Origin of the sequence: Bradyrhizobium sp. Bra64, from assembly GCF_024519875.1 — a bacterium.
Classification (GTDB): Bacteria; Pseudomonadota; Alphaproteobacteria; order Rhizobiales; family Xanthobacteraceae; genus Bradyrhizobium; species Bradyrhizobium japonicum_G.
In genome coordinates, this window is sequence record NZ_JALJRD010000001.1 from 675,221 (window position 1) to 700,735 (window position 25,515).

Sequence of the window (25,515 nt, forward strand, 5' to 3'; positions counted from 1 at the left end):
AAGACAAGGCTTTGAGCGGGCTTGCCGGCCACGCCGGTTTGTAGCGCGGCTGTTGGGGAACCGGCGGCCATTTGCTGGCCGGGACATGAGGTACGATCGCCTTGAGAGGATACCGCTTATGAATCCGGCCGACGTGGCTCAGTCAGCCCTTCCGGTTGCCGCTTCCGCGGACGTGTCGCTGATCGCGCTGTTCTGGCAGGCTCACTGGATCGTGAAAGCGGTGATGCTGGGACTTCTGTCCTGCTCGGTCTGGGTCTGGGCGATCGCCATCGACAAGATCTTTCTGTTCGCCCGCACCCGGCGTTCGATGGACCGCTTCGAGCAGGCGTTTTGGTCCGGCGAGTCGATCGAGGAACTCTATCGTACGCTCTCGGCCAAGCCGACGCATTCGATGGCGGCCTGCTTCGTCGCGGCGATGCGCGAGTGGAAGCGTTCGTTCGAGAGCCATGCGCGCTCGGTCGCAGGCCTTCAGATGCGCATCGACAAGGTGATGAACGTCTCGATCGCGCGGGAGGTCGAGCGGCTGGAGCGGCGTCTGCTGGTGCTCGCCACTGTCGGCTCCGCCGGCCCCTTCGTCGGCCTGTTCGGCACGGTCTGGGGCATCATGTCGAGCTTCCAGTCGATCGCAGCGTCGAAAAATACCTCTCTGGCGGTGGTGGCCCCCGGTATCGCCGAGGCGCTGTTTGCGACCGCCGTCGGCCTTATCGCCGCCATTCCTGCCACTATTTTCTACAATAAGTTCACGTCCGAGGTGAACCGGCAGGCCCAGCGGCTCGAAGGTTTCGCCGATGAATTTTCAGCCATCCTGTCGCGCCAGATCGACGAGCGGGGCTGACGGACGGCATGTATAGTGTGAAGGGCAATTTGGGCACCAGACCATGGGCATGAACGTCGCGAGTTCGTCCGGAGGCGGCGGGCGCCGTGGCCGGCGCAAGCCGGTCGTGGCCGAGATCAACGTCACGCCGATGGTCGACGTGATGCTGGTGCTGCTCATCATCTTCATGGTGTCGGCGCCGATGTTGACGGTCGGAGTGCCGCTCGACCTGCCGCAGACCCAGGCCAAGAGCCTCGAAAACAACGACCAGAAGCCGATCCAGATGTCGGTCGATATCAAGGGCAAGGTGTTCATCAACGATGCCGAGATCGCGATCAACGAGCTGATCCCGAAGCTGAAGGCGATCACCGACGCGCGCGGCGGGCTCGAGGAGCGCATTTATCTGCGTGCCGACAAGAAGGCGGATTACGGCACGGTGGCCAAGGTCATGGGCCTGTTGTCCGGCGCGGGATTCAAGAAGCTCGCCCTCGTTACGGAAGCGGATCAGGGGTAAGCGGTGAAGGTGAAGGTCGACAAGACACTCGTTGCGTCGATTGCCCTCCACGTCCTCGTGCTGGGATGGGGGCTCGTCACCTTTAGCAGCAGGGCATTCGTGCCGGCGGAAGAGTCGCTGCCGATCGACATCATCTCCACCGACCAGCTCGCGCAGATGATGTCGGGGCAGAAGACCGGCGACAAGAAAGAGCCGAAGCCCAAGGTCGAGAAGATCGCGGAGGCCAAGCCCGAGGAAGACGCCGTCGGCAAGGTCACCGAGAAGAAAGAGCTGATCAAGACCAACTCGACGCCCGAGCCGCCGCCAAAACCGGTCGAGAAGCCGGTCGAGAAGAAGCCCGAGCCGCCCAAGCCCGTGGCGGAAGCCAAGCCGAAGGAAGAGCCGAAGCCGCCGGAAAAGAAGCCTGATCCGGCCAAGGAAGATCCGATCGCCGAACTGCAGAAAAAGCTCGAAACCAAGAAGCCGCCGCCCAAGCCGGAGCAGAAGGTCGCGGCGGTGCAGCCGCAGCAGCAGCCGAAGCCCAAGGAGCGCAGCTTCGATCCCGCGCAGATCCAGCGTGACCTCGACAAGCGCGCCGCGACCCGGCACGAGCTCGCCGGCTCGACGCTGAATGCGTCGGCCTCGCTGGGATCGACGATCGGAACGGCCGCCAACAACGTCGCGACCTGGCGGGGTGCGTTCCAGGGCGCGGTGAAGCGCTGCTTCACGCCGACCTATAACGGCCAGGACGCCGATCAGTACGAGGCCGACATCGACATTCCCATGAAGATCGACGGATCGCTCGCGTCCGAGCCGGTCGTCGTCGCGGTGAGAGGGCCGTCGCGCTCGATCGCCCAGGCTGTGGCCGAGAGCGCCAAGCGCGCCATCGTGCAGTGTCAGGTCTATTCGTTCCTGCCGAAGCAGCAATACGAGAGCTGGAAGCTCATTCCGATGACTTTCGGCCTGAAAGACATGTTGTGACATCCGAACAAAAGAATTTTGCGATGAATGACGTTCGATCGATGAACCGCCGCCGCTTCATGACCCTGACCGGATCGACGCTCGCGATGCTGGGGGGCGGACAGGCCTTCGCCCAGCAGCCGCAGGGGCGGCTCCGCATCGATCCCACGGAGTTTCGGCCGATTCCGATCGCGATCACCAACTTCGTGCCGGGCTCACCCGCCGACGGCGACGTCGGCAACGGCGTCACGCAGGTCATCACCAACAATCTGAAGCGCTCGGGTTTGTTTGCCCCCGTCGACCAGGCCGCCTTCATCGAGCGCATCAGCAACATCGACGTCGCGCCGCAATTCGAGAACTGGAAGACCCTCAACGCGCAGGCCCTGGTCACCGGCCGCATGACGCGGCAGCCGGACGGCCGCCTCAAGGCCGAATTCCGCCTGTGGGACGTGGTCACCGGCCAGCAGCTCGCCGGCCAGCAATATTTCACCTCGCCGGAATATTGGCGCCGCATCGCCCACATCATCTCCGATCAGATCTATGAGAAGCTGACCGGCGAGAAGGGCTATTTCGACAGCCGCGTGGTGTTCGTCGACGAGTCCGGGCCGAAGGAGCGCCGCGTCAAGCGGCTCGCGATGATGGACCAGGACGGCGCCAATGTGCGCTATCTGACTCGCGGCGCCGACCTCGTGCTGACGCCGCGCTTCTCGCCGAACTCGCAAGAGATCACCTACATGGAGTTCGGCCAGGGCGATCCGAAGGTGTATCTCTTCAACATCGAGACCGGCCAGCGCGAGATCGTCGGCAATTTCCCGGGCATGACCTTTGCGCCGCGCTTCTCGCCGGACGGCCAGCGCGTCATCATGAGTTTGCAGCAGGGCGGCAATTCCAATTTGTTCGTGATGGATTTGCGCTCGCGCTCGACCACGCGCCTCACCGATACGCCGGCGATCGACACATCTCCGTCCTACTCGCCGGACGGCACCCGCATCTGCTTCGAGTCCGATCGCGGCGGCAGGTCGCAGATCTATGTGATGGCGGCGGGCGGCGGAGCTGCGCAGCGCATTTCCTTCTCCAAGGACGACACCAACGCCACCTATTCGACGCCGGTATGGTCGCCGCGCGGCGACTACATCGCCTTCACCAGGCAGGGCGGCGGACAGTTCTCGATCGGCGTCATGAAGCCGGACGGCTCCGGCGAACGGCTGCTCACCTCCGGCTTTCACAACGAAGGCCCGACGTTTTCGCCGAACGGCCGCGTGCTGATGTTCTTCCGCGATCCCGGCGGCAGCGGCGGGCCGTCGCTGTTCTCCGTCGACATCTCGGGCCGCAACGAGCTGAAGGTGCCGACGCCGGGCTTCGCCTCCGACCCGGCATGGTCGCCGCTGTTGTCCTCGACACAGGGCGGCTAAGACATCGCGTCTCCAGACACGCGATGTTTCCGAAAAAACGCGCCGATTTTTTCGCGTTCGGCGGAGAATGCAAGGTTTCCTTCACCTTGTGCCCGGCAAGGCCTGCCTAGCTGCTTGATATATCAGCAGAAATGGGTTCGCTATTGCCGAAAAACAACCCGACCTTAACGATGTTCCCTCAGAAAGGCTTCATCTGGCTTGGGTAAAAGTACGCGCTAAACAGGACGCGTAGCAAGCCGATGCAGCTGGCCGACCAGAAGCAGAGCGATCGAGACGAGCTGGAGCCGATACTCTACGCCGCTCTCGTCAACTCCATGGTGCAGAATTTCTGGGCGATCTTCCTCGGATCGGCCTGCACCGCCGTGGCTGCGGTCATGACTGCCTTGAAGACCGGCGACGTCCTGCTGTGGCCGATCGCGTTTCTCATCATCGCCATCGGCACTGCGCGCGCGTTTCAGATGCGGCGCTACGAAAACCGGATCCCGGCCCTGACGTTTGCAGAGGCCAAGCATCTGGAGCCGCGCTATTGGTTCGGCGCGCTCGTCTATGCCGGCATCATCGGCCTGTGGTGTTTCGTCGTCATCTTCAACAACGACGACGCGGTCGCGAACATGCTCTGCGTCTCCGTCACGGTCGGCTACACCGCCGGCGGCGCCGCCCGCAATTACGGCCAGCCCCGGGTGATCCAGTGGCACGTCGCGCTGGCCTGCGGTCCGATGTCGCTCGCCTTGATGCTGCATGGCGGGTTCTACTATATCGGGCTCGCGATCCTGCTCGGGCTGTTCTTCATCGCGCTGAAGAACATCAACCTCGGCCTGCATGCGATCTTCGTCAAGGCGCTGACCTCGAGCTTCCGGGAATCCGCGCTGGCGAGCCAGTTCGACACCGCGCTCAACAACATGCCTCATGGCCTGTGCATGTTTCGCGCCGACAGCCGCCTTGCGGTGATGAACCATCGCTTCGGCGAGCTGATGGCCTTGCCTGAAGATCTGGTCAAGCGCGGCGCCACCGCCGCCGACATCGTGTCGGCCTGCGTCGCCGCGCGGTCGATCTCGGCGGACAGCGGCAACCAGATCATGGCCGAGATCGAACACGCGCGGATCTGCGAGATCGTCACCGCCGACCCGGACCCCTCGCGCGGCCGCACGCTGGCCTGGACGTTCCAGCCGATGGCCGGCGGCGGCACCGTGCTGCTGCTGGAAGACATCACCGAACGCACCAACGCGGAAGCCCGCATCAGCCATCTTGCCCGTTACGACGAGCTGACGGCGCTGCCCAACCGCGTCAGCTTCCGCGACGAGATCGAACGGCTGCTGGCGATTTCGCACAATTCGGAACGCCTCTCGGCGCTGCTGTTCATCGACCTCGACCAGTTCAAGCAGGTCAACGACACGCTCGGCCATCCCTGCGGCGACCAGCTCCTGTGTGCGGTCGCCAACCGGCTGCGCGAGATGCTGCGTCCCGAGGATTTCGTCGCGCGCTTCGGCGGCGACGAATTCGTCGTGTTCCAGCAGAACATCGCGTCGCCCGAGGACGCCGCCGCGCTGGCGCGCCGCATCGTCGAGCGGCTCAGCGAGCGCTACCGCATCGACAATCACCTGGTCGAGATCGGCGCCAGCGTCGGCATCGCGCTGACCGCGCCGGACGGCGTCAGCGCCGATACGCTGCTCAAGAACGCCGACATGGCGCTGTACCGCGCCAAGGCCGACGGCCGCGGCACCTTCTGCTTCTTCCGCGACGAGATGGCGGCGACCGTCGAGGCGCGCCGCATTCTCGAGCTCGATCTGCGCAAGGCGCTGGCCAACGAGGAGTTCGAGCTGTTCTACCAGCCGCTGGTCAATCTGAAGTCCGGCAAGATCACCACTTGCGAGGCACTGCTGCGCTGGAATCATCCGGTGCGCGGCACGGTCTCGCCGGTCGACATCATCCCGGTCGCCGAGGACATGGGCCTGATCGTCGATCTCGGCCGCTGGATCCTGCGCCGCGCCTGCATGGAATGCATGAAATGGCCGGACGGCGTCAGCGTCGCCGTCAACTTCTCGCCGCAGCAATTCCACCAGCGCGACGTCCTGAGCGAAATCCGCTACGCGCTGGAGGTCTCGGGGCTTCCGGCGCACCGGCTCGAGATCGAGATCACCGAATCCTCGCTGCTGCGCAACACCCAGCTCACGCACGACATCCTGTCGCAACTGCATGCGCTCGGCGTGCGCATTTCGCTCGACGATTTCGGCACCGGCTATTCGAGCCTCAGCTATCTGCACAATTTCCCGATGCAGAAGGTGAAGATCGACCGCTCCTTCCTCGAAGGCATCGACACCGACCGGCCGCTGACGCTGCTGCGCGGCGTGGCGCGGCTGTCCGCCGATCTCGGCATGTCGGTCGTGGTCGAGGGCATCGAGACCAACGAGCAGCTCGAGCTGATCAGCGCCGACGGCACCGTCTCCGAGGCGCAAGGCTATCTGTTCAGCCGTCCGGTGCCCGCCGTGCGGATGCGCCAGCTCCTCAACGCCTCCTATGGACGGCGCGGCGACGGCCTGCTCCAGGTCGTCGGCACGCGCTCCTTCGCCTGACGCCGCTTCGCTGAATTTCCTGTCGTTTCAGTCTGTTGCCGGGCACCGTAGTCCTACGGGTGATTAACCCTAACCCTTCGATTGCTTTGCATACTTGTTAAGGAGCTGTTAATAAATGATCACGCGCGCGCAGGTTGTCCCGCAGGAGTTGCCTTGGGCAGCGCGTCGTGAACGGTGAGTAAGGAGTTGGAATGCAGTCCTCAGCCAGAGCGGTCATTTCGGCTGTTGGACGAGGGGCGGAACTCCTCACCGACGTCGACTATCATCTCGCAGAGACGTTTGCCGAGAAGGAGGAGATCTACAATCTCCGCTACCGCGCCTATCTGCGCGAAGGCGCCGTCAGGGAGTCGGCGGACGCACGGGTCACCGACCGCTATGACGAGCTGCCGAACGCGTGGACCTTCGGTGTCTATCTCCACGGCGAGCTCTGCAGCTCGGTGCGCATCAGCGTGCTGACCTCGGAATGGCGCGAGTCCACCTCGGCCGACGTCTTTCCCGATATTCTGCTGCCACGGCTCGACCGCGGCGAGGTCATGATCGATCCGACGCGCTTCGTCGCCGATCCCGACCAGGTCAAGCGGGTTCCGGAACTGCCCTATTTGACGACGCGCCTCGCCTACATGGCCTGCGAGCATTTCAATGCCGATCTGGGCCTTGCGATCGTGCGTCCCGAGCATCAGGCCTTCTACCGGCGGGTGTTCCTGCACGAGACCATCGCCGAGCCCCGGCTGGTTCCGGGACTGACCAAGCCGTTCGGGCTGATGGCGGCGGACTTCCCGACCTTCCGCAAGAAAGTGTTCGAGCGCTATCCGATCATGCGGTCCACCGCCTTCGAGCGGCGGATGCTGTTCGGGCGCGGCGGCCAGCGCGAGGTCCCGCAGCGGCCCGTCCCGCAGCCGGTGCTGGTGGCGGACGCCGCTCACGCCTGAGGGCGGGCTGGGCATGTTCCGAGGCCGCCGCCTTTCGGCGGGGGGCCCCGGTCGCCTGACATATCCTCGGGGCCCAAAATTCCGGCAGGATCCAGCGTTTTTGCCGGCCGGCGCGGCTTGCCTTCACCCTCGCGCCACATTTACAACCCATTAACCATGACGGTTGCTTTTCGCTGGTTGGGGGCATTTGACCGGCTGAGGCAAGGTTCCGTCAAGGTTGACGGAACGTTCGCTTAACCAACCCCCTGTAGACCGGACAGCAGTGGACTGAACGTGAGCGTGGAGGCTCCGGAATGAAACATCCTATGCGTATCCTCCAGGGATTGAAGCTGGTCGCGGTGCTTGCCGTCGCGCTGTCGATGGGCGCCTGCGCCAACAAGAACTCTGCCACGGATGCGATGGCCAATGCGGCGACGCCCGGAAGCCAGCAGGATTTCGTCGTCAACGTGGGTGACCGCGTGTTCTTCGAAAGCGACCAGACCGATCTGACCCCGCAGGCGATCGTGACCCTGGAGAAGCAGGCCCAGTGGCTGCAGAGCTACCCGCGCTACAGCTTCACCATCGAAGGCCATGCCGACGAACGCGGCACCCGCGAATACAACATCGCGCTCGGCGCCCGCAGAGCCCAGTCGGTGCGCTCGTTCCTCGCCTCGCGCGGCATCGACCCGAACCGCATGCGCACGATCTCCTACGGCAAGGAGCGGCCGGTGGCCGTCTGTAACGACATCTCCTGCTGGTCGCAGAACCGCCGTGCCGTCACCGTGCTGAACGCGAGCTCCTGACGCTCAGTCAGGTCCCTGGCGATTGGTCAGGCGCCGTTCATCTTCAGAAACCGAATATGCCGGCGCCCCTCTCGGGCGCCGGTTTCGTTTCAGCGATCTGTGACAGAAACCCCTTTGTTCCAGTCACATTTTTGGCGTACTCCACTTCAATGTGTGGCGCGTCGAATGATCCGTCGCAGGCCATTTCGCTTTCGTCGTCAGGGCAAGATGTCATCCAGATTCAAGGCAATTACCGGCACCGTGGCGATCGCCGCGCTGCTCTCTTTCGGCTCGCCCGTCTTCGCGCAATCGGATGATGCCGACCCCGAGATGCGGATCGAGCGGCTGGAGAACCAGCTGCGCCAGCTCACCGGCCAGAACGAGGAGCTGCAATACCGCAACCGCCAGCTCGAGGAGCGGCTGCGGGCGCTCGAGGGCGGCGCGCAGGCTGCGCCCGGACAGGGCCAGCCCAACGTCGCGGCCATGCCGCCCGCGCAGGCCGCGCCGGCCTATCGCCAGCAGCCGCCGCAACAGCAACCGGCCCAGCCGAATTACGAGCAGCCGCAGATCGCCTCGCCCGCGCCGATCGTTCAGGAGCCGCCTGCGCCCGGCGCGCCCGGCAGTCGTCGCCGCGGCGATGCGTTTGACCCGAACCAGAATCCCGGTGCCCCGGGTGCGCCGCGCGCGCTCGGCGGCGGGCAGCAGCCGATCGCGGCAGGTGGTGGTCAGGCAGCCGCGCCCGGCGGGCGCGGCTACGGCGAGCCGCTCGATCTCTCCAACAATGGCGGCCGCTATCCGCAGGCAGCGGCCCCCGCGCAGCCCGCTTATCCGCCGGCCCAACAGGGCAATCCCGCGCCATCAGGCGGCACGGGCCTTGCGACCCTGCCGCCCTCGGCCACGCCGCGCGACGAGTTCGACCTCGGCATCGGCTACATGCAGCGCAAGGACTACGCGCTCGCCGAGCAGACCATGAAGAACTTTTCGCAGAAATTTCCGAACGATCCGCTGCTTGGCGACGCGCAATACTGGCTCGGCGAGAGCTATTTCCAGCGCCAGCAATACCGCGACTCCGCGGAAGCCTTCCTCGCCGTCACCACCAAATACGACAAGTCCGCCAAGGCCCCGGATGCCCTGCTGCGGCTCGGCCAGTCGCTGGCCGCGCTGAAGGAGAAGGAGGCCGCCTGCGCCGCCTTTGGCGAAATCGGCCGCAAATATCCGCGCGCCTCCGCCGGCGTCAAAGCGGCCGTGGACCGCGAGCAGAAGCGGGTGAAGTGCTGACGCGTAGCGTTTAAGTCCTGACAATGCTGACGGCGCTGCGCTAAACATTGCAGCATCCGCTTGCGACCGTCAGGGCCGCGTCATGTCAGACGACGACAATTCACCGATCTCGGCGCGCGCGGCGAAGCAGCTCTTCGCCGAGCTCAAAGGCGCGCCGGCACTGGTGCTCGCGGTCTCCGGCGGGCCTGACTCCGTTGCCCTGATGTGGCTCGCGGCGCGCTGGCGGCGCGGCCTTGCGCGCGGTCCGCATCTCACCGTCGTCACCGTCGATCACGGCCTGCGGCCGGAAGCGGCGCGCGAGGCGCGCGAGGTCAAGCATCTGGCGACCGGGCTCGGCCTGACCCACCGGACCCTGCGCTGGCGTGGCGCAAAGCCGGAGACGGGATTGCCTGCGGCCGCGCGCGAGGCCCGCTACCGCCTGCTCGCGCAGGCTGCGCGCAAGGCCGGCGCGAGCCATGTGCTGACCGCCCATACCCGCGACGACCAGGCCGAGACCCTGTTGATGCGTCTTGTCCGCGGCAGCGGACTTGCCGGACTGTCGGCGATGGCCCGCCTCACCGAGCGCGACGGCGTCGTCCTTGCGCGTCCGCTGCTCGATGTCCCGAAGTCGCAGCTGGTCGCGACCCTGCAGCGGGCCAAGATCGGGTTTGCCGATGATCCCACCAACCGCGACACCGCCTTCACCCGGCCGCGGCTGCGCGCGCTGCTGCCGCAGCTTGCGGCGGAGGGCGGCGACGCCCGCACGCTGGCCCGGCTCGCAGGCAGGCTGGCGCGCGCCAATGCGGCGGTCGAACTGATGGTCGATGGCGCCGAGCGCTTCCTTCAACTCCGGGCGCGCGGCGATGCGCCGCAGGCGGGCGTTCGAAGCTTCGAGGCCCAAATCTTTTTCGAAGCCCAAGCGTTTGCCGCCCTGCCGGAGGAGGTCCGGCTGCGGCTCCTGCTGCGGGCGGTCAATGCGCTCGGCCATGAAGGGCCGGCGGAACTGGGCAAGGTCGAAACCCTGATGACAGCGCTCGACCAGGCCATGGCTGCGGGGCCCGCGGCCGCAAATGGCCGGCCGGTGCTGCGACAGACCCTCGCGGGAGCCCTGATCAGCCTTGCCGGGGGGCGTATCCACGTCGCGCCGGCGCCGGCCCGGCGGCCCAAGGGGCGCTGAGCGCGGATCACGGGAGCTGAGCGCGGATCATGGCACCGGCCGTTTCGGTGGCGCGCCGTCAGGCCACCTTAACCAGGCAGGAAAAACCCCTGTCAGGCCGCCATTATTTCAGCGGGAATCGCTCTAAGATGGGATAAATAGTCCCATCTCGTTCCCTTGGCAGCGACCGGGGCGGCACCTAAATTGTATGCGTCCAACCGAGAGGATTCCTTGGGATTTCCTCGTACTGCCCCAACTAGCTAACCGCCCAAGGATCAGGCCGCGATCCGCGCGACCACGAAGGAAGATCGATGAACGCCAATCTGCGCAATTTCGCCCTCTGGGTCATCATTGTCTTGCTGCTGTTGGCGTTGTTCACGCTCTTCCAGAATCCGGGTCAGCGCGCCTCCTCGCAGGACATCGCCTTCTCCCAGCTCCTGAGCGAAGTTGACCGCGGCAACGTGCGCGACGTCGTGATCCAGGGGCCGGACATCCACGGCACCTTCACGAACGGCTCGAGCTTCCAGACCTATGCGCCGAGCGACCCGACGCTGGTGAAGCGCCTCTATGACAGCAAGGTGCAGATCACCGCGAAGCCGCCCGGCGACAACGTGCCGTGGTTCGTCTCGCTGCTGGTCTCCTGGCTGCCCTTCATCGCGCTGATCGGCGTCTGGATATTCCTGTCGCGGCAGATGCAGGGCGGCGCCGGCAAGGCGATGGGCTTCGGCAAGTCGCGCGCCAAGATGCTCACCGAAGCGCATGGCCGCGTCACCTTCGAGGACGTCGCCGGCGTCGACGAGGCCAAGCAGGACCTGCAGGAGATCGTCGAATTCCTCCGCGACCCCGGCAAATTCCAGCGCCTCGGCGGCCGCATTCCGCGCGGCGTTCTGCTGGTCGGCCCTCCCGGCACGGGCAAGACCCTGATCGCGCGTGCGGTCGCGGGCGAAGCCAACGTGCCGTTCTTCACCATTTCCGGTTCGGACTTCGTCGAGATGTTTGTCGGCGTCGGCGCCTCTCGTGTGCGCGATATGTTCGAGCAGGCCAAGAAGAACGCGCCCTGCATCATCTTCATCGACGAAATCGATGCGGTCGGTCGTCACCGTGGCGCCGGTCTCGGCGGCGGCAATGACGAGCGCGAGCAGACGCTGAACCAGCTGCTGGTCGAGATGGACGGCTTCGAAGCGAACGAGGGCGTGATCCTGATCGCCGCGACCAACCGTCCCGACGTGCTCGATCCCGCGCTGCTGCGTCCCGGCCGCTTCGACCGCCAGGTCGTGGTGCCCAACCCGGACGTCGTCGGCCGCGAGCAGATCCTCAAGGTTCACGTCCGCAAGGTGCCGCTGGCCCCCGATATCAACCTCAAGACCATCGCGCGCGGCACCCCGGGCTTCTCCGGCGCCGACCTGATGAACCTCGTCAACGAGGCCGCGCTGACCGCCGCCCGCCGCAACAAGCGAATGGTGACGCAGGCCGAGTTCGAAGAGGCCAAGGACAAGGTGATGATGGGCGCCGAGCGCAAGTCGCTCGTCATGACCGAGGAAGAGAAGCTGCTGACGGCCTATCACGAGGGCGGCCACGCCATCGTCGGCCTCAACGTCGTCGCGACCGACCCGATCCACAAGGCGACCATCATTCCGCGCGGCCGCGCGCTGGGCATGGTCATGCAGCTGCCTGAGCGCGACAAGCTGTCGATGTCGCTGGAGCAGATGACCTCGCGGCTCGCCATCATGATGGGCGGCCGTGTCGCCGAAGAGCTGATCTTCGGCCGCGAGAAGGTGACCTCCGGTGCGTCCTCCGACATCGAGCAGGCGACGCGCCTGGCCCGCATGATGGTGACGCGCTGGGGCCTGTCCGAGGCGCTCGGCACCGTCTCCTATGGCGAAAATCAGGACGAGGTTTTCCTCGGCATGTCGGTGTCGCGCACCCAGAACGCGTCGGAAGCGACGGTTCAGAAGATCGACACCGAGATCCGGCGCTTCGTCGAAGAAGGCTACAACGAAGCGACGCGCATTCTCACCGAGAAGCGCGCCGACCTCGAAGCGCTCGCCAAGGGCCTGCTCGAGTTCGAGACGCTGTCCGGCGACGAGATCGTCGATCTGCTCAAGGGCAAGAAGCCGAACCGCGAATCCGTGCTCGAGCCGACCACGCCGCGCGCCTCCGCCGTGCCCCCGGCCGGCAAGTCGCGCCCGCGGCCCGATCCGGATCCCGGCCTGGAGCCGCAGCCGCAGGCGTAATCGCAAGCGGCAGATGAAATTGGAAAACGCGGCGGACACGCCGCGTTTTTTTATTGTCGATGACGAGTTACGAGTGTGGACACTTTCGGCGCCTCGTCATTGCGAGCGTAGCGATGCAATCCAGACTGTCACCGCGGCAGGATTCTGGATTGCTTCGCTACGCTCGCAATGACGGAAGAAAAGTAGCGTGGGCAAAGGCGCCCAGGCGCCGTCCCCGCCATCCCGCGTCCGCTGTTCCGACGATAGCAGACAACATAACGGGCTCAACGTGGTCCAGCTAAGGGCCAATAGGCGACCTAGGTGTCGTGCTCCTCATTTAGCTGGCAACCTCACGCTGGCGAGATCGGTGCCCACGATGATGTTGCCGGTGTAGCCGCCGTCCTCGGCGGCTTTCCGGTAGTCCTGCTCCGTCAACGGGCCACCGGGGACCTTCACGGTCCCCTGAGTAGGAGCACCGAGTGACGGCGCGAGATGGGTGAGCATGAGGTACTTCACCCCGTCGTGTTGAGCCATGGCACCGAGATCGGTCGCATTGCTCTGGCGATAGTAGACCGGAGGCGGCGCTCCACTGCCTCTTTCCGGCGAAAGCACGGGGTGGATGGTCGTATGCACGATGATATCGGCACCCTTGGCCAGCTTCTCGACTTGATCCGACGTCGAGGTCTTGCGCGGCGGAGCCTGCACGTCGTTGGATGCGTCCCCGCCAATCACCACGCTGCCGGCCGGCGTGTCGACGCGATAGGCTGCAGAACCCGGGATGTGCGTCGTCCGGATCGCGCTGACCTTCACGTCACCTGACGTCCAAACGACTTGTGCGTCGTCCTTTGGATCGAAGGTGACAACCTTCATCCCCGCAACCGGACCGGCTGCGTCGACGAGGCCCTTCATTTCGGCGGCCCGGTAGGCGGTCTCACCTGACTGCTCATAGGCGTCGTCGATATGGGCGACAAATTTGCTGCAACTCACGGTGAATCCAAGCTGCGATTTCTCGTCGGTGCTGCAGACGACGTCGAGCTTCGGGCCTTGAGGGACGCCGAAGAACCAGCGCATCTGCACGATATCGGAGAATCCCTCCGTATGGTCCGAGTGGATGTGTGTGAAGAAGACGCCGTTGAGCTGCGCGGCCTGGACGCCGATTTGCGCCAGTCTCATGAGCGTTCCGCGGCCGGCGTCGAACTGCATCAGCACGGACCTGCAGTCGTTTGTGTCGTCACCGTACCGCACGAACGTCCCGGGCCCGGCGAGGTCGTTGTAGGGCGGCGGACCGCTGGTGCCGGTCAATGTGACGACCATGCAGGGCGCGGCCTGCGCACCTGTCGTGGCGACGGCCGTTGCCATGAACAGGAATGCCATCGCGGATAACAGCTTGCGCATTATGATCCTCTCTCTGCCCGACACCAATGTCAGCGGCAATGTCATTGGCTTGCAGGCATGCGCTGCAAAGGAACGAGACGCCCCATGGTCCGGAGCTGATCCAACGATTTGCCGTAGCAATCGAGCACAGTCGCGCGATCCTTGGGTGGCTCCAACACGTGATCTGCATTCAAGGTCGCCGTGTGCAGGCCCGATAGGTCGCGGTACCATTTCCGTTGATCGTATTTAGGTACCCCACCGTCCAGGTCTGGGACTTTTGGCTGTAGCAAACGATTCCGAGAGGAATATCGGCAGGCAATGTTTGGGCGGCAGATTCCGTCGCCAGCGTAGCCAACAAACTGAATGCCACAACAGATAAGGAAAATTTGGGCACGATCCCTCCTCGTAGGTCCGGACGCCGCGCGAGCCGTCCGCTTGGACCATCTATAAGAGGACTGCCTCGGGCTAATGTTGAGATAACTCAAGGAAATCGATGCGTTTGAATCGCAGCCAGATGCTCTGCAAGCGGCAGCACGCGCCCCATGAATTCAACGTCGCTGCTTCCTACCCGGCGTCGTCGAACAAGGTAGATCGATCCTTATTTCGTCACCATGTGGCGAGTCGGCGTGACCGTGCTCGTCGGCGGCGCAGGTGAGATGGAGAACGTCAGCCAGGTATTCCAGCCCGACGGCCGGTTCGCCGCGTCAAATTCCCCATAGGCTTTCACGTTCAGATAGCCCTGCATGTCTCCGACCGGAAACAGGTAGCCGAATTGCGGACCTACGCCCAACACGCGCGAGCGGAATGACCCGAGAATAGGGTGCTGACCGGAATCGTCGGTGACCTGCTGATAGGCATATCCGACGAAGCCCACGAACGCGTGCTTGGAAAGAAACTTCGATACGCCCCAGTCGAAATGGAAATCGACGCCGCTCTGGTACTGCGTGTCTGGGTTCTTGAAATTGTAGGTGAACCCGGCGACGCCCGAGAATTCCTGCCCGGTAGCGGGATCGAGATACGTGTAGCCGCCGCCGCCATCGATGGCGCCGTGACCGATGCCGGTGTTGGCCAGACGGGTCGGTTGGTAGTCTCCGACGGGAATGTCGCCGGTCGCATAGGTCATCCAGTTGTGAACGCCGTTGTGCCACTTCAGCGACATCACTGGATAGAGATCGCCGACCGACACAAGTGTGTCCGAAAGACTGCCGGTCCGCGTCGTGCCGAACGGGCCGACGTTGGTGGTCAGCGTTCCATCGATGCCGACTGCGCTTCGCGCGAATGTGCCGGTGAGACCCACGGCCAATTGTCCACCCAGCACTGGCGTGGCGAACGTATAGGTCGGCGCCAGGATCAGAATGTCGGCTTGCGCATTGAGGCTTGCGTTCAGGTTGACATTGACCGTCGCCGGAAGTTTGCCGACCGTGATTTCCCGCGATGCAGCGACACCACCCGAGCCTGCGACGGAGGTGTGGTAATAAACCGTGCCTAGCGACCAACCCGGTGTCATCGGCAAGGCCGCGAGGCTGCCAAACTGACCCGGAAGCCAGAACGAAATGCCGTTTTCATCGGCCCTGGCGCTTTCAACGGAGGCGGCAAGAAGGCCAGCGCTAACGAGACAGGCTGTCAGCCATGCACCTTGTGATCTAGAACCGGCGCGTTGCATTCGTCCTCCAAGTCTTCGTCCCTATTGCCGGTTATTCCCGCATGATTTGGCGTCGCAAGGCAATGCCGGCGGTCCGATAGGTCCAAAGGACATCCGCTGTGGCGCATTAATGTCACAAGTCTCCGCTGTAAGAGGCGCAATCGCGCACCTCATTACCTGCGCCAAGAGAGCTTCACCTCTGATGAGCACATCGGAGATGGGGCCATTGGCTGAAGTAGCCCGCTCCTGGATTGTCTTGTATGTTGCTCGTCTTTGAGGGGAGTTGTTATGGCAGTTACCGGGCCGGACGAACCTCCGCCGCACATTCAATTAATTCAAATGGGTCGTGCCCACGTCGTCGCGAGAACGGTCTACGCGGCGGCCAAGTTGGGGGTGGCAGATCAACTCGCCTCCGGACCGAAGACCGCTGCACAACTTGCCGGACTGTTGCACGTACATGCGCCTTCATTGCACAGGCTGATGCGTGCCCTGGCGAGCCTCGGCATTCTGACCGAGCGCACAGGACAACGCTTTGCCCTCACCGCATTGGGTGAGGCGCTGAAAACCGGCGCGCCCGGCTCGGCACGAGCATCCGTAATTTTTTCCGGCAACCCGTCGTCTCAAAGTGGTTGGGACCACGTTGTCTATTCCATTGAAACGGGACGGCCCGGGTTTGAAAAGGCGCAGGGCGTCGCGTTTTTCGACTACCTTGCTCGTCATCCCGAGGAAGCATCGCTATTCAGCGAGATGATGGTCGGCATCCATCATCAGGAGCCTGCTGCGGTTGCTACGGCTTATGATTTCTCAGTCTTCAGGACCATTGTCGACGTCGGCGGCGCGACCGGCAACATGCTGGCGGCTGTCCTCTCTCAACATGCCGGGCCGCGCGGCATTTTGTTCGACCGGCCGCACGTTGTGACCGATGCACCAAATTTGCTCAAAGCCAGAGGCGTGAGCGACAGAGTGATGATTGAGCCTGGCGATTTCTTCAAGGGCGTCCCCGCGGGCGCCGACGCCTACGTCCTTTCGCACATCATCCACGACTGGAATGAGGATCAGTGTCTGACTATCCTCGGCAATGTCCGCAAGGCAATGAATTCGGTCGGGCGTCTGCTCCTCGTTGAAATGGTACTGCCCATCGGCGACATCCCGCATCCAGGGAAGATGCTCGACATGACCATGCTCGTCAGTATGGGAGGTCAGGAGCGAACCGAAGTCGAATACGCGTCACTCTTGAGCAAGGGAGGTTTCCGACTAACCCGGGTCGTGCCGACCAATTCGGCTGCGAGCATCGTGGAGGCCGTGATCGCTTAGGCGCGAGCGATATTGGCTGCTGGGGCCGCTTCGGGTCAAAATGCGAAGAACTCAACCTGAGCAAATCTTGTCCGCCATGCCTCAACAAGCGGACCTCGTGGAGCGATGCTGCCACTTCGCCGAAGGGCCACAAGCAGACGAAGAAAGAGGCTGATGTTGTTGTTTAGGCGGGGTCCGCTATCGCTCTGGCCAAAGACCACTGGCTAAGAGTTTGCAGACAAAAAACGCCGCCACAAGGTCGAGTGGGATGGTAAGCAAAGCAATTGGAAGCGAAGCCAGATATCCCTCACCGCAATTTCCGCCCGAACCACCGCCATGGCAGGTAATTGTTGGAAAAAATGCGATGAGCGCAAACAGGCCGATCGCAGTGACGACTGTGAATGCCGCGATGATCGTGCCAGCGATAAGCCGTTTGAGAAGCAGCATTAAGTCTGGCAGACTTGGTCGCGTAAGCTTGATTAGTAAAGCTCGTCTCACTTCTTCAGTCTGCGACTTTCGCCACGCCAAAGTTACGATTACGACGAACGCGAGTAGGGGCGAGACGAGCCCGATGACGCTAACGATGGACGCAACGGTTAAGTGCATCTCCCTATGCTACCACTGTCAGCTTTAACCGGTTGTAAATTTCAGCAAAATGTAACCTGGCGTAGTGGGAGGCGCCAAGACCGCTATGGGTCAACTGGCGAAATGCCCGGCGTGCCTGCTCAAGTCCGCCTCACATTTGAAAGCGGACATCTGCCCGGAGCTTTCGTCCTCACTTCGGGGTCGTCGCCACCGCGCCGTCCGCATTCTCCCGCACATGGATCACCGCGATGTCGTCGGCATAGATCCGCTTCCAGCCCTTGAGCTGGTCGAGGATCTGCGGGCCCGGCGCGTCGGCAACCAATAGCGTCGCATCGATCTTGTATTCGTCGAGCAGGCGCGGAAGCAGCTCGGGCTGCTTGCCCTCCGTCGCCTTGAAGAAGTCCATGACGAATTTCTCGCCGTAGAGCTCGGCGCGGCCGTCGACGTAGACAGGGATGCCGCGCGAGATCAGATAGCCGCCGAACTGATAGGCGTTGAAGACGCGCTGGACCTTGCGTTGTTCGAGCAGATCGACCGCCGCGGCCGGCGTCTGCGCCATCGTGAAGGCGAAGCGGTGGTGCCTCATGTAGAGCGAGGTCGAGGTCCAGCTTGCGGCCACGATCATCAGCGCGCCGAGCGCGGTGACATAGCGGGCCGGCCAGCGGTCGGCACCGGTTGCGTCCGGCTGCGGGCGCGAGGCCAGCTGGCCGAGCGGTTTTGCCAGAACCAGCGGCACCAGGAAGGCGAAGGCCTCGATGCTCCTGACATGGGTCAGTGCGCTCCAGGTCAGGAACAGGATCAGGAAGATCCTGGGTGCCGAGAGCACGAGGCCGCGATAATAGCCGAATGCGATCAGGCCGAGCAGGGCGCCTTCGAACGAGCTGAAGGTGGCGAAGTTGGCCGGCATCCATTCGAAGATCAGCGAGAGCAGCTCGCCGAGGCTGAGGATGTTGGTCGCGCCCAGCAGCGTGCGCCAGCCGTAAGGCGTGCAGCAGCTCGCGGCCAGTGCGCCGATGCCGAACAGAACCCAGCGAAGGAACAGCGAAAGCCGCCGACCCTTCTCTGCATGCTCGACCGCTTCGAGCGAGATCGGGCCGATCAGGGCGAGGCCAAGCACGAAGCCGCCGTGCAAATTCGCCCACAGCGCCATCAGCGGCAGCCAGGTCCAGGACGGCGCGCGCCTGCGATCGGCGGCCGCCATCAGCAGGCCGACCCACGCCACCATGACCGGCAGCGCCAGGATGTGCGGACGCGCCAGGACGTGATGCTGCGACAGCAGCAGCGCCAGCATCGCAAACAGCACGGCGCGCGGCGCCTCGATCTGCGCGTCGAGCAGATAGACGAAGATCGCGGCCGTGAGCGCGGCGCCCATCGCGGTGAGGATGACGGGACCCGCCCAGTCCCATTGCGCGTAGGAAAACGCGAACATGGCCTGCGAGAGCCACGACGTCGAAATCCACGGCGCGCCCGGCCGCGTGAAGGAATAGATGTCCGTGTACGGCATGGCGCCGTGATCGAGGATCCATTGCCCGATCTTGATCTGCCAGAACGAGTCGGAGTCCTGTAGCAGCGTGTCGCCGACATAAAGGAAGAACAGATAGGTGCCCGCTCCGACGCATAGAGGCACCAGGGCTCTCGCGCGGCTTTGCATCGCGATGCTGTTGGCAAAGGAAAGGGACATGCCGCCTCGTCGTTCCGTTATTCTTGCCGTTGTTCTTGCCGTAGTTCTTGCCGGGTTCGTCGGCAGTGGAGCACGGCGGACATAACTTCGGGTAAATCCGTCTGGCGGGCCGGCTTCATGTCCGGATCATTTAACCGGTTGTTTTAGATTTCGGTTTACCATCGGCGAATACGTGCAATCCGCTCTGTGTTTACGCAGTCGAATTAACTGCGGCGCAATTCTTTGTCACTACGTTCGGTTCCATGGTCGGGCGGCGCTGGGAAGCCGGAATGACCAGACCAGTTGTAGCCTCGTGTACTCTTTGGGAGCAGTCTATGAAGAACCTCGTTTCGCGTTTCATGAAGGACGAATCCGGCGCCACCGCCATTGAATACGGCCTGATCGCCGCCGGCATCGCGCTGGCGATCATCACCGTCGTCAACAACCTCGGCACCACGCTGAACACCAAGTTCACCTCGATCTCGACCAGCCTCAAGTAAGGCCGGACGAACCGGGAATTGAGAGAGCCCCGTCCTGGACGGGGCTCTTCTTCTTTTGTGCGGAGAGTTTGCGAGCCGGACGACCGCGCGAGCTTCCCGCAATGTGACATCGACCGTGTGAGCGCTCGTCGTCGCCGCGTGGCCATGGTCCGCTACGCCGCATGGGTCTCGGCAAATCTCCGTCCTGAACCGATTTGGCCTGGAGGACGCGGCGAAGCCCTCGCGCCCGCGCAAGGGCCGCGCGAGTTAACGCCTGATTTCGTGCCTCATCGCGATGTGGAGGAGGGCTTCGCCGCTGCGTCGTCGCGCACGTGGACCACGGCAATGTCATCCGTGTAGATCCGCTTCCAGCCCGGCAGATGGTCCATGATCCTTGCGGCGGGGATCCAGCCGTTCAGCAGCGTCGCGTCGATCTGGTAGGTGTCGAGCAGGCGCAGCAGGGTCTCCGCATTCTTGCCCTCGACGGCGTCGAAATAGTCGAGCACGAACTGCTCGCCGTACAGCTCGGCGCGGCCGTCGATGAAGGTCTTGACGTTGCGCGAGACCAGATAACCCCCGATCGGAGCGGTGCTGAAGATGCGCTGTGCGTGGCGCCGCTCGAGCAGGTCGACCGCGGCCACGGGAGACTGGTTGCCGATAAAGGCATACCGGGTCGGCGTGGCATAGGACCGCGTGATGCTCCAGGCGGCCGCGACGATCGCGAGCGCCGCGATCGCGGTCACTGCAAAGGAGGACCGCGCTTCGGTCCGCGCGAGCGCGGCCGCTCTCGTCACGCCCAATTGCTCGGCGAACGGCTTTGCCAGCACGAGCGGTGTCAGCAGCGCAAAGGCCTCGATGTTTCTGACGTGGTTGAGTGCCGCCCAGACCAGGCCGAGCAGCAGGAGAATACGGGTCCATGGCAGCACCAAGCCGCTGTAAAAGCCGATGGCGATCAATCCGAGCAGGCTGGCGCCAAACAAATCGAACGAGCTGAAATCGGCCGGCATCCACTCCCAGATCAGCGAGAGCAGCTTGCCCAGGCTGAGGATTTTCGCCGATGCGAGCGGCGTGTTCCAGCCATAGGGCGTACAGCAGCTTGCGGCGAGCGCAACAACGCCGAACAAGGCCCAGCGCGAGGCCAGTGCAAACCGGTCCTTGCGATCGGCGGATACGATCGCATCGAGGCCAATCGGTCCGATCAGGACCAGTCCCATGACGAAGCCGCCGTGAAGGTTGGCCCACAGCGCCATCAAGGGCAGCAGCAGCCAGGAGGGCGCGGTGCGCCGGTCGGCGGCCGCCAGCAGCCCGCCGACAAAGGCCACCATGACAGGCAGCGCCAGCATGTGCGGGCGGGCGAGAAAGTGGCCGATCGACATGAAGAGAAGCGGGGTGACGAGCAGGAAGGCGCGCGCGGGCTCCAGATAGGGCTCAAGCAGATAGACGAAGATCGCCGCGGTCACGCCGATCGCGAGCGAGGTCAGGATCACCGCGCCCGACCAGTTCGACGGCTCGTAAGCCAGCGCGAACAGGACTTGCGACAGCCAGGAGCTCGAGATCCAGGGCTCGCCGGCTCGCGTGAACGAATAGATGTCGGTATAGGGCAGTGCGCGGTGCTCGAGGATCCATTGCCCGATCGTGATCTGCCACAGCGTATCGGAATCCCGCAGCATGATGTCGCCGATGCCCAGGAAGAAGAGGTAGACGCCGGCGCCGATGCAGAGCGGCAAAAGCCAGCGCGCAACGCCGCGGACAGGCAGGCTGCTTGTGATCGAAATCGACATGGCACTCTCGGGGCTGAACGACAACGCGCAACAGCGCGCGAGCATCGGCACCTGAGCATGATCGCTTTTAAGTTGGGGTAAACCGGAGCGTCGCGCGGCCGCCGCGCCGTGCAAGGATGCGTTTACCTGCGCACCTGCGCCTCGGAGCTGCGTGGCGCACATATGCTGATTTGCATCTTGTCATGCGCCGTGAATAGTTGTTCAGTTCTTGAGGGCGATTTGGGCGAAAGTGAAGAAGCATCCGGCCGGGCTTTGCACGGGACCGGGAGCTGGGGACAGGTAGCGCGCCATGGTTTATCGGCGGACGCATCAAGTTGTTAAGCGCCTCGCGGCCCGACGGAGCGCCATTCTGGCGGCCGCGCGTGAGGCGGCGTCGGAAGGGGGCATGGCCGCCGTGCAGATCGCGCCGGTGGCGGTCCGGGCCAATGTCGCGGCGGGCACGGTCTACCGCTACTTTCCCTCGAAGGCCGAGCTGATCTCCGAATTGATCGCCGAAGTTTCCCGCGACGAGCTCGCGGCGATCCGCCGGGCGGCCGATGCCGCGCCGGGGCCATCCTCGGCGCTGGCGGCGGCGGTGACCACCGTGGCGGTCCATACCCTGTCGCAGCGCAGGCTGGCGTGGGGCATCGTGGCCGAGCCTGTCGACGTCGATGTCAGCGCCTCGCGCCTGGCCAGCCGCCGCGAGATCGCCGGCGAGATCGCCTCGCGGATCGACGCCGCCGTGCGTGCCGGTCACCTGCCCGCGCAGGACACCGCGCTCGCCGCCACCGCGCTGCTCGGTGCGCTGCAGGAGGCCCTGGTGGGTCCGCTCGCGCCCGATAATCTCGAAGATCCAGCCCGGATGCGCGATGCCGTGCAGACCGTGACGCTGCTGGCGCTGCGTGCCGTCGGCGTCATGGACGCCCGCGCCCGTGGTCTTGTCGTGCAGCAGACGTTGCTGCCGGCGGCGAAAGCGCTGGTCGGGGCGTAGAGCCCGGGCAGGCCGGGGCTGGAGGCCTGATCGCGCTCAGGCCATTGGCTGAGCGCGTCTTTTCGGGAAACCCAGGCAACTTCGCCGGACCAGCCGGCTACTGTGCATGGGGTTGTTTTCGACGTTTTTGTCTTGCCGCGTGCCGGCGGACCTAAATATCGGCGCCGCCATCGGGGCCGACCGAGGCAATGCGCACCATGTTGGTCGTGCCGGGAATGCCGAGCGGCACGCCGGCGACGATCAGCACGCGCTGGCCGGCGCGGACGAAGCCGTCGCGGAACGCGATCTGGCCGGCGCGGCTCACCATGTCGTCCTGGTCGCGCGCATCTTCCGCCACCACGCAATGCACGCCCCAGACCACCGCAAGCCGACGGCCGGCGGTGATGTTGGGCGTGATCGCCACGATCGGCGGCTTCGGCCGCTCGCGCGCCACGCGCACGGCGGTGGAGCCCGAGCTGGTCCAGCAGATCAGGGCAGGCAGATCCAATGTCTCGGCGATCTGCCGCGCGGCGTCGGCGATGGCGTCGCCGGCGGTGGCTTCCGGCGCCGGGCGCTGAGCTGTAATGACGGAGCGGTAGATCGGGTCGCGCTCGACCTCCTCGCCGATGCGGTTCATGGTCGAGACCGCCTCGACCGGGAATTTCCCGGCTGCCGATTCCGCCGACAGCATGATGGCGTCGGCGCCCTCATAGACGGCGGTGGCGACGTCGGAGACCTCGGCGCGGGTCGGCACCGGCGACTGGATCATCGATTCCAGCATCTGGGTCGCGATCACCACCGGCTTGCCGGCGCGGCGCGCCATCCGCGTCATCTGCTTCTGCAGGCTCGGCACGCGCTCCAGCGGCAGTTCGACGCCGAGGTCGCCGCGCGCCACCATCAGGGCGTCGGAGACCTCGAGGATGTCGGCGAGGCGGTCGATCGCCTGCGGTTTCTCGATCTTGGCCATCACGGCAGCGCGGCCGCGGATCATCTTCTTGGCCTCGATGACGTCGTCGGCGCGCTGCACGAAGGACAGCGCGATCCAGTCGACGCCGGTGACCAGCGCCGCCTCGAGGTCGGCGCGGTCCTTCGGTGTCATCGCCGAGACCGGCAGGTCGGTGTCGGGCAGGCTGACGCCCTTGCGGTCGGACATCCGGCCGCCGACCACGACGCGCGTCACCGCGTGTTCCTTCGAGGTCTCCTCGGCGATCAGGCGCACCTTGCCGTCGTCGAGCAGCAGCGAATGGCCCGGCCGCAGCGCGGCCAGGATCTCCGGATGCGGGAGCTGGACGCGGGTGGTGTCGCCCGGCGTCTTGTCGGAATCCAGCGTGAAGGTCTGGCCGTTCTGGAGCTGGACCGCGCCCTCGGCGAAGGCGCCGAGCCGCAGCTTCGGCCCCTGCAGGTCGACCAGGATGCCGATCGGCCGGCCATAGCTGCTCTCGACGTTGCGGATCGTCGCCACCAGCTCCCGCATCTTGTCATGCGGGGTGTGGCTCATGTTGATGCGGAACAGGTCGGCGCCGGCCTCGAACAGGCGGCGGATCATCGCGAGGTCTGAAGAGGCAGGTCCCAGGGTCGCGAGAATCTTGATACGGCGAAGACGCCTCATGGCTTATTTCCAGGCGGGGGTGGCAGGCCGGGCGAGCCCGGGGGGGTAGCACCGGGCGGGCCATTGGGCAAACCCGGAACGCCGCCACCCGGACCGACGGGGCCGGGCATGCCGGGCAAGCGCTGCTGTTGTGACGGCTGCTCATTGGCGTCGGTGAGCTGCACCGTCCAGGCCCGCTGCTCGCCGGTATCGACCTCGAAATAGCCGGTCCGGTCGTAGCCGCGCGCCAGGCAATCCTCGGTGCCGCGGATGGTGAATTCCTTGTCGCGCGAGCACATGAAGGCCTGGCCTGACCATTCGCCGCCGCGGTCGTAGTCGATGGCGTAGATGTAATAGAAGCGGGCGACCAGCGTTCCCCGCAGCAGGGTCTCGCAGGAGCGGGAGGAGATGTTCCACCAGCCCTCGGTGGTCCAGCCCTCGGCATCCTTGTAGCCCAGCGCGATGCCGACCCGGCTCGATGTGTTGTTGCAAAGCCGGAAATCGGCGGAGGCCGGGCTGGCCCAGAGGCACAGCAGGCCAACCACCAGCACCGGGACCAACCGGGCGAGCAGGCGAAGGGGGGAGCGGGGAGATTCGGCGATCATTGTCGCGGAAGCTATATCAGATCATTGACGATTTGGCGTAGGGCCCAGGGAACGGCCCCAAAGCCGGGTTCGAGCTCCGTTTGACCCGCGATATGGCAAAATCTGTGACAAGGCCCCACCTGATCCCGTAATGGTGACCACCATCCGGGTCAGTCCAATTCGCAAGCCGAGGGATCCAGCCATGGCAATCGACGACAAAACCAGAACGGAGCTCGAGGCCGCCGCTTTCCGGCGCCTGGTCGATCATCTGAAGACGCGGACGGACGTCCAGAACATCGACCTGATGAATCTGGCGGGCTTCTGCCGCAATTGCCTGTCCAACTGGCTCAAGGATGCTGCGGACGCGCAAGGCGTGCCCTTAAGCAAGGACGAGAGCCGCGAGGCCGTCTACGGCATGCCCTACGAGACCTGGAAGTCGAAATACCAGGGCACGGCCACGGCCGAGCAGATCGAGGCCATGAAGAAGGTCCATCCCGGGCACTGAATTCGCGCGGCCTGAGTCGCACCACACAACAGCTTTCTTCGCCTTGCCGAAGGAAGGTGTGGGCGCGCTGTGGACGAGCGCGATGCTTGCTTGAACGCAGGGGACACCAACCCTAAGGGTCTACCCAGCACGCGCGGTGACGGATGCCGGCGTCACCTCGTTTTGCCAGTTCCATTGGGAGTACCAAGATGGCCACCTCCGCCGCCGTCCGCGACGACGAGCCCGCGACGAAATTTGCCAAGGACCAGCTCAAATCCATCATCGAGCGCATCGAGCGGCTGGAGGAAGAGAAGAAGGCGATCTCCGACGACATCCGCGACGTCTATGCCGAGAGCAAGGGCAACGGCTACGACGTCAAGGCGCTGCGCGCCATCGTGCGGATGCGCAAGCAGGATCCCAACGAGCGCGCCGAGGCCGAGACGATTCTCGAAACCTATATGCAGGCGCTGGGGATGATCTGAGGCGATGAGGCCGCTGCGTCAGCGGTAGGAGGACCTCGTCCCGCCGCAA

At 64.3% G+C, this 25,515-nt stretch carries 22 protein-coding genes; 15 read left to right on the forward strand and 7 right to left on the reverse strand.

All coding sequences use genetic code 11. The annotated features are described in order from the left end of the window. The first annotated feature begins 118 nt into the window (after positions 1-118). The 10 genes from tolQ (at position 119) to ftsH (ending at position 12,586) form a co-directional block, all read left to right on the forward strand. Positions 119-835 carry a protein TolQ gene (gene tolQ, locus NR187_RS03170; RefSeq protein ID WP_018641591.1) on the forward strand — a complete coding sequence of 239 codons (717 nt, stop codon included), beginning with the start codon at positions 119-121 and terminating at the stop codon, positions 833-835. A gap of 43 nt (positions 836-878) precedes the next feature. Continuing rightward, complete coding sequence (gene tolR / locus NR187_RS03175; protein ID WP_211382209.1) at positions 879-1,328, forward strand: protein TolR; 450 nt, start codon at positions 879-881, stop codon at positions 1,326-1,328. A 3-nt stretch (positions 1,329-1,331) separates the two neighbouring features. Then, the gene (locus NR187_RS03180; RefSeq protein ID WP_211382210.1) at positions 1,332-2,288 is read left to right on the forward strand and encodes a protein TolA; all 957 of its coding nucleotides are present in this window, start codon (positions 1,332-1,334) and stop codon (positions 2,286-2,288) included. A 41-nt stretch (positions 2,289-2,329) separates the two neighbouring features. Then, positions 2,330-3,679 carry a Tol-Pal system beta propeller repeat protein TolB gene (gene tolB, locus NR187_RS03185; protein WP_211382433.1) on the forward strand — a complete coding sequence of 450 codons (1,350 nt, stop codon included), beginning with the start codon at positions 2,330-2,332 and terminating at the stop codon, positions 3,677-3,679. A 239-nt stretch (positions 3,680-3,918) separates the two neighbouring features. Further along, a complete protein-coding gene (locus NR187_RS03190) occupies positions 3,919-6,249 on the forward strand; it encodes a bifunctional diguanylate cyclase/phosphodiesterase (protein WP_211382211.1) in 2,331 nt (776 codons plus the stop codon). A gap of 191 nt (positions 6,250-6,440) precedes the next feature. Further along, positions 6,441-7,178 carry a hypothetical protein gene (locus NR187_RS03195; RefSeq protein ID WP_211382212.1) on the forward strand — a complete coding sequence of 246 codons (738 nt, stop codon included), beginning with the start codon at positions 6,441-6,443 and terminating at the stop codon, positions 7,176-7,178. 293 nt (positions 7,179-7,471) lie between these two features. Continuing rightward, complete coding sequence (gene pal, locus NR187_RS03200; RefSeq protein WP_211382213.1) at positions 7,472-7,960, forward strand: peptidoglycan-associated lipoprotein Pal; 489 nt, start codon at positions 7,472-7,474, stop codon at positions 7,958-7,960. A gap of 207 nt (positions 7,961-8,167) precedes the next feature. Then, the gene (gene ybgF / locus NR187_RS03205) at positions 8,168-9,217 is read left to right on the forward strand and encodes a tol-pal system protein YbgF (protein ID WP_211382214.1); all 1,050 of its coding nucleotides are present in this window, start codon (positions 8,168-8,170) and stop codon (positions 9,215-9,217) included. 82 nt (positions 9,218-9,299) lie between these two features. Next, complete coding sequence (gene tilS, locus NR187_RS03210; RefSeq protein ID WP_256805687.1) at positions 9,300-10,373, forward strand: tRNA lysidine(34) synthetase TilS; 1,074 nt, start codon at positions 9,300-9,302, stop codon at positions 10,371-10,373. 290 nt (positions 10,374-10,663) lie between these two features. Then, the gene (ftsH, locus tag NR187_RS03215) at positions 10,664-12,586 is read left to right on the forward strand and encodes an ATP-dependent zinc metalloprotease FtsH (RefSeq protein WP_211382216.1); all 1,923 of its coding nucleotides are present in this window, start codon (positions 10,664-10,666) and stop codon (positions 12,584-12,586) included. A 312-nt stretch (positions 12,587-12,898) separates the two neighbouring features. Here the strand turns inward: ftsH and NR187_RS03220 are convergent, their stop codons facing one another. Both NR187_RS03220 and NR187_RS03225 read right to left on the reverse strand, forming a co-directional pair. Beyond that, positions 12,899-14,005, reverse strand: coding sequence for a hypothetical protein (locus NR187_RS03220; RefSeq protein WP_256805688.1), 1,107 nt, complete (start codon positions 14,003-14,005; stop codon positions 12,899-12,901). Positions 14,006-14,537: 532 nt separating this feature from the next. After that, positions 14,538-15,602 carry a transporter gene (locus tag NR187_RS03225; RefSeq protein ID WP_211382218.1) on the reverse strand — a complete coding sequence of 355 codons (1,065 nt, stop codon included), beginning with the start codon at positions 15,600-15,602 and terminating at the stop codon, positions 14,538-14,540. A 267-nt stretch (positions 15,603-15,869) separates the two neighbouring features. Between NR187_RS03225 and NR187_RS03230 the strand changes: the two genes are divergently transcribed. Then, positions 15,870-16,895 carry an acetylserotonin O-methyltransferase gene (locus NR187_RS03230; RefSeq protein ID WP_256805689.1) on the forward strand — a complete coding sequence of 342 codons (1,026 nt, stop codon included), beginning with the start codon at positions 15,870-15,872 and terminating at the stop codon, positions 16,893-16,895. A 177-nt stretch (positions 16,896-17,072) separates the two neighbouring features. Here NR187_RS03230 and NR187_RS03235 read toward each other — a convergent pair whose 3' ends face one another. Beyond that, positions 17,073-17,321: a hypothetical protein gene (locus NR187_RS03235; protein ID WP_256805690.1), complete on the reverse strand. Its 249-nt coding sequence runs from the start codon at positions 17,319-17,321 to the stop codon at positions 17,073-17,075. 328 nt (positions 17,322-17,649) lie between these two features. Next, positions 17,650-19,140, reverse strand: coding sequence for a hypothetical protein (locus NR187_RS03240; RefSeq protein ID WP_211382221.1), 1,491 nt, complete (start codon positions 19,138-19,140; stop codon positions 17,650-17,652). 314 nt (positions 19,141-19,454) lie between these two features. On the opposite strand from NR187_RS03240, the gene NR187_RS03245 reads away from it, so the two are divergent. Then, complete coding sequence (locus tag NR187_RS03245) at positions 19,455-19,619, forward strand: Flp family type IVb pilin (RefSeq protein ID WP_063201121.1); 165 nt, start codon at positions 19,455-19,457, stop codon at positions 19,617-19,619. Positions 19,620-19,885: 266 nt separating this feature from the next. Here the strand turns inward: NR187_RS03245 and NR187_RS03250 are convergent, their stop codons facing one another. After that, entirely contained in the window at positions 19,886-21,379 is a 1,494-nt protein-coding gene (locus NR187_RS03250; RefSeq protein ID WP_211382222.1) for a hypothetical protein, read from the reverse strand. Positions 21,380-21,668: 289 nt separating this feature from the next. Here NR187_RS03250 and NR187_RS03255 point away from each other — a divergent pair, with 289 nt between their 5' ends. Continuing rightward, a complete protein-coding gene (locus tag NR187_RS03255; protein ID WP_211382223.1) occupies positions 21,669-22,349 on the forward strand; it encodes a TetR/AcrR family transcriptional regulator in 681 nt (226 codons plus the stop codon). A 151-nt stretch (positions 22,350-22,500) separates the two neighbouring features. On the opposite strand, the gene pyk is transcribed toward NR187_RS03255, so the two are convergent. Together pyk and NR187_RS03265 are read right to left on the reverse strand one after the other, a co-directional pair. After that, on the reverse strand, positions 22,501-23,937 hold the full coding sequence (gene pyk, locus NR187_RS03260; RefSeq protein ID WP_211382224.1) for a pyruvate kinase: 1,437 nt from the start codon (positions 23,935-23,937) through the stop codon (positions 22,501-22,503). Then, complete coding sequence (locus tag NR187_RS03265; protein WP_211382225.1) at positions 23,934-24,521, reverse strand: DUF1036 domain-containing protein; 588 nt, start codon at positions 24,519-24,521, stop codon at positions 23,934-23,936. The genes pyk and NR187_RS03265 overlap by 4 nt, the downstream gene beginning before the upstream one ends. A gap of 181 nt (positions 24,522-24,702) precedes the next feature. Here NR187_RS03265 and NR187_RS03270 point away from each other — a divergent pair, with 181 nt between their 5' ends. Then, a complete protein-coding gene (locus NR187_RS03270; RefSeq protein WP_211382226.1) occupies positions 24,703-25,005 on the forward strand; it encodes a DUF1244 domain-containing protein in 303 nt (100 codons plus the stop codon). A gap of 188 nt (positions 25,006-25,193) precedes the next feature. After that, on the forward strand, positions 25,194-25,466 hold the full coding sequence (locus NR187_RS03275; RefSeq protein WP_200295726.1) for a DUF2312 domain-containing protein: 273 nt from the start codon (positions 25,194-25,196) through the stop codon (positions 25,464-25,466). The last annotated feature ends 49 nt before the right edge of the window (positions 25,467-25,515 follow it).

Bases quoted from the DNA above. Each gene is read 5' to 3' on its own strand.
- tolQ (WP_018641591.1), top strand. From the start codon at position 119: ATGAATCCGGCCGACGTGGCTCAGTCAGCCCTTCCGGTTGCCGCTTCC.
- tolR (WP_211382209.1), top strand. From the start codon at position 879: ATGGGCATGAACGTCGCGAGTTCGTCCGGAGGCGGCGGGCGCCGTGGC.
- tolB (WP_211382433.1), top strand. From the start codon at position 2,330: ATGAACCGCCGCCGCTTCATGACCCTGACCGGATCGACGCTCGCGATG.
- NR187_RS03190 (WP_211382211.1), top strand. From the start codon at position 3,919: ATGCAGCTGGCCGACCAGAAGCAGAGCGATCGAGACGAGCTGGAGCCG.
- NR187_RS03195 (WP_211382212.1), top strand. From the start codon at position 6,441: ATGCAGTCCTCAGCCAGAGCGGTCATTTCGGCTGTTGGACGAGGGGCG.
- pal (WP_211382213.1), top strand. From the start codon at position 7,472: ATGAAACATCCTATGCGTATCCTCCAGGGATTGAAGCTGGTCGCGGTG.
- ybgF (WP_211382214.1), top strand. From the start codon at position 8,168: ATGTCATCCAGATTCAAGGCAATTACCGGCACCGTGGCGATCGCCGCG.
- tilS (WP_256805687.1), top strand. From the start codon at position 9,300: ATGTCAGACGACGACAATTCACCGATCTCGGCGCGCGCGGCGAAGCAG.
- ftsH (WP_211382216.1), top strand. From the start codon at position 10,664: ATGAACGCCAATCTGCGCAATTTCGCCCTCTGGGTCATCATTGTCTTG.
- NR187_RS03220 (WP_256805688.1), bottom strand. From the start codon at position 14,005: ATGACATTGCCGCTGACATTGGTGTCGGGCAGAGAGAGGATCATAATG.
- NR187_RS03225 (WP_211382218.1), bottom strand. From the start codon at position 15,602: ATGCAACGCGCCGGTTCTAGATCACAAGGTGCATGGCTGACAGCCTGT.
- NR187_RS03230 (WP_256805689.1), top strand. From the start codon at position 15,870: ATGGCAGTTACCGGGCCGGACGAACCTCCGCCGCACATTCAATTAATT.
- NR187_RS03235 (WP_256805690.1), bottom strand. From the start codon at position 17,321: ATGCTGCTTCTCAAACGGCTTATCGCTGGCACGATCATCGCGGCATTC.
- NR187_RS03240 (WP_211382221.1), bottom strand. From the start codon at position 19,140: ATGTCCCTTTCCTTTGCCAACAGCATCGCGATGCAAAGCCGCGCGAGA.
- NR187_RS03245 (WP_063201121.1), top strand. From the start codon at position 19,455: ATGAAGAACCTCGTTTCGCGTTTCATGAAGGACGAATCCGGCGCCACC.
- NR187_RS03250 (WP_211382222.1), bottom strand. From the start codon at position 21,379: ATGTCGATTTCGATCACAAGCAGCCTGCCTGTCCGCGGCGTTGCGCGC.
- NR187_RS03255 (WP_211382223.1), top strand. From the start codon at position 21,669: ATGGTTTATCGGCGGACGCATCAAGTTGTTAAGCGCCTCGCGGCCCGA.
- pyk (WP_211382224.1), bottom strand. From the start codon at position 23,937: ATGAGGCGTCTTCGCCGTATCAAGATTCTCGCGACCCTGGGACCTGCC.
- NR187_RS03265 (WP_211382225.1), bottom strand. From the start codon at position 24,521: ATGATCGCCGAATCTCCCCGCTCCCCCCTTCGCCTGCTCGCCCGGTTG.
- NR187_RS03270 (WP_211382226.1), top strand. From the start codon at position 24,703: ATGGCAATCGACGACAAAACCAGAACGGAGCTCGAGGCCGCCGCTTTC.
- NR187_RS03275 (WP_200295726.1), top strand. From the start codon at position 25,194: ATGGCCACCTCCGCCGCCGTCCGCGACGACGAGCCCGCGACGAAATTT.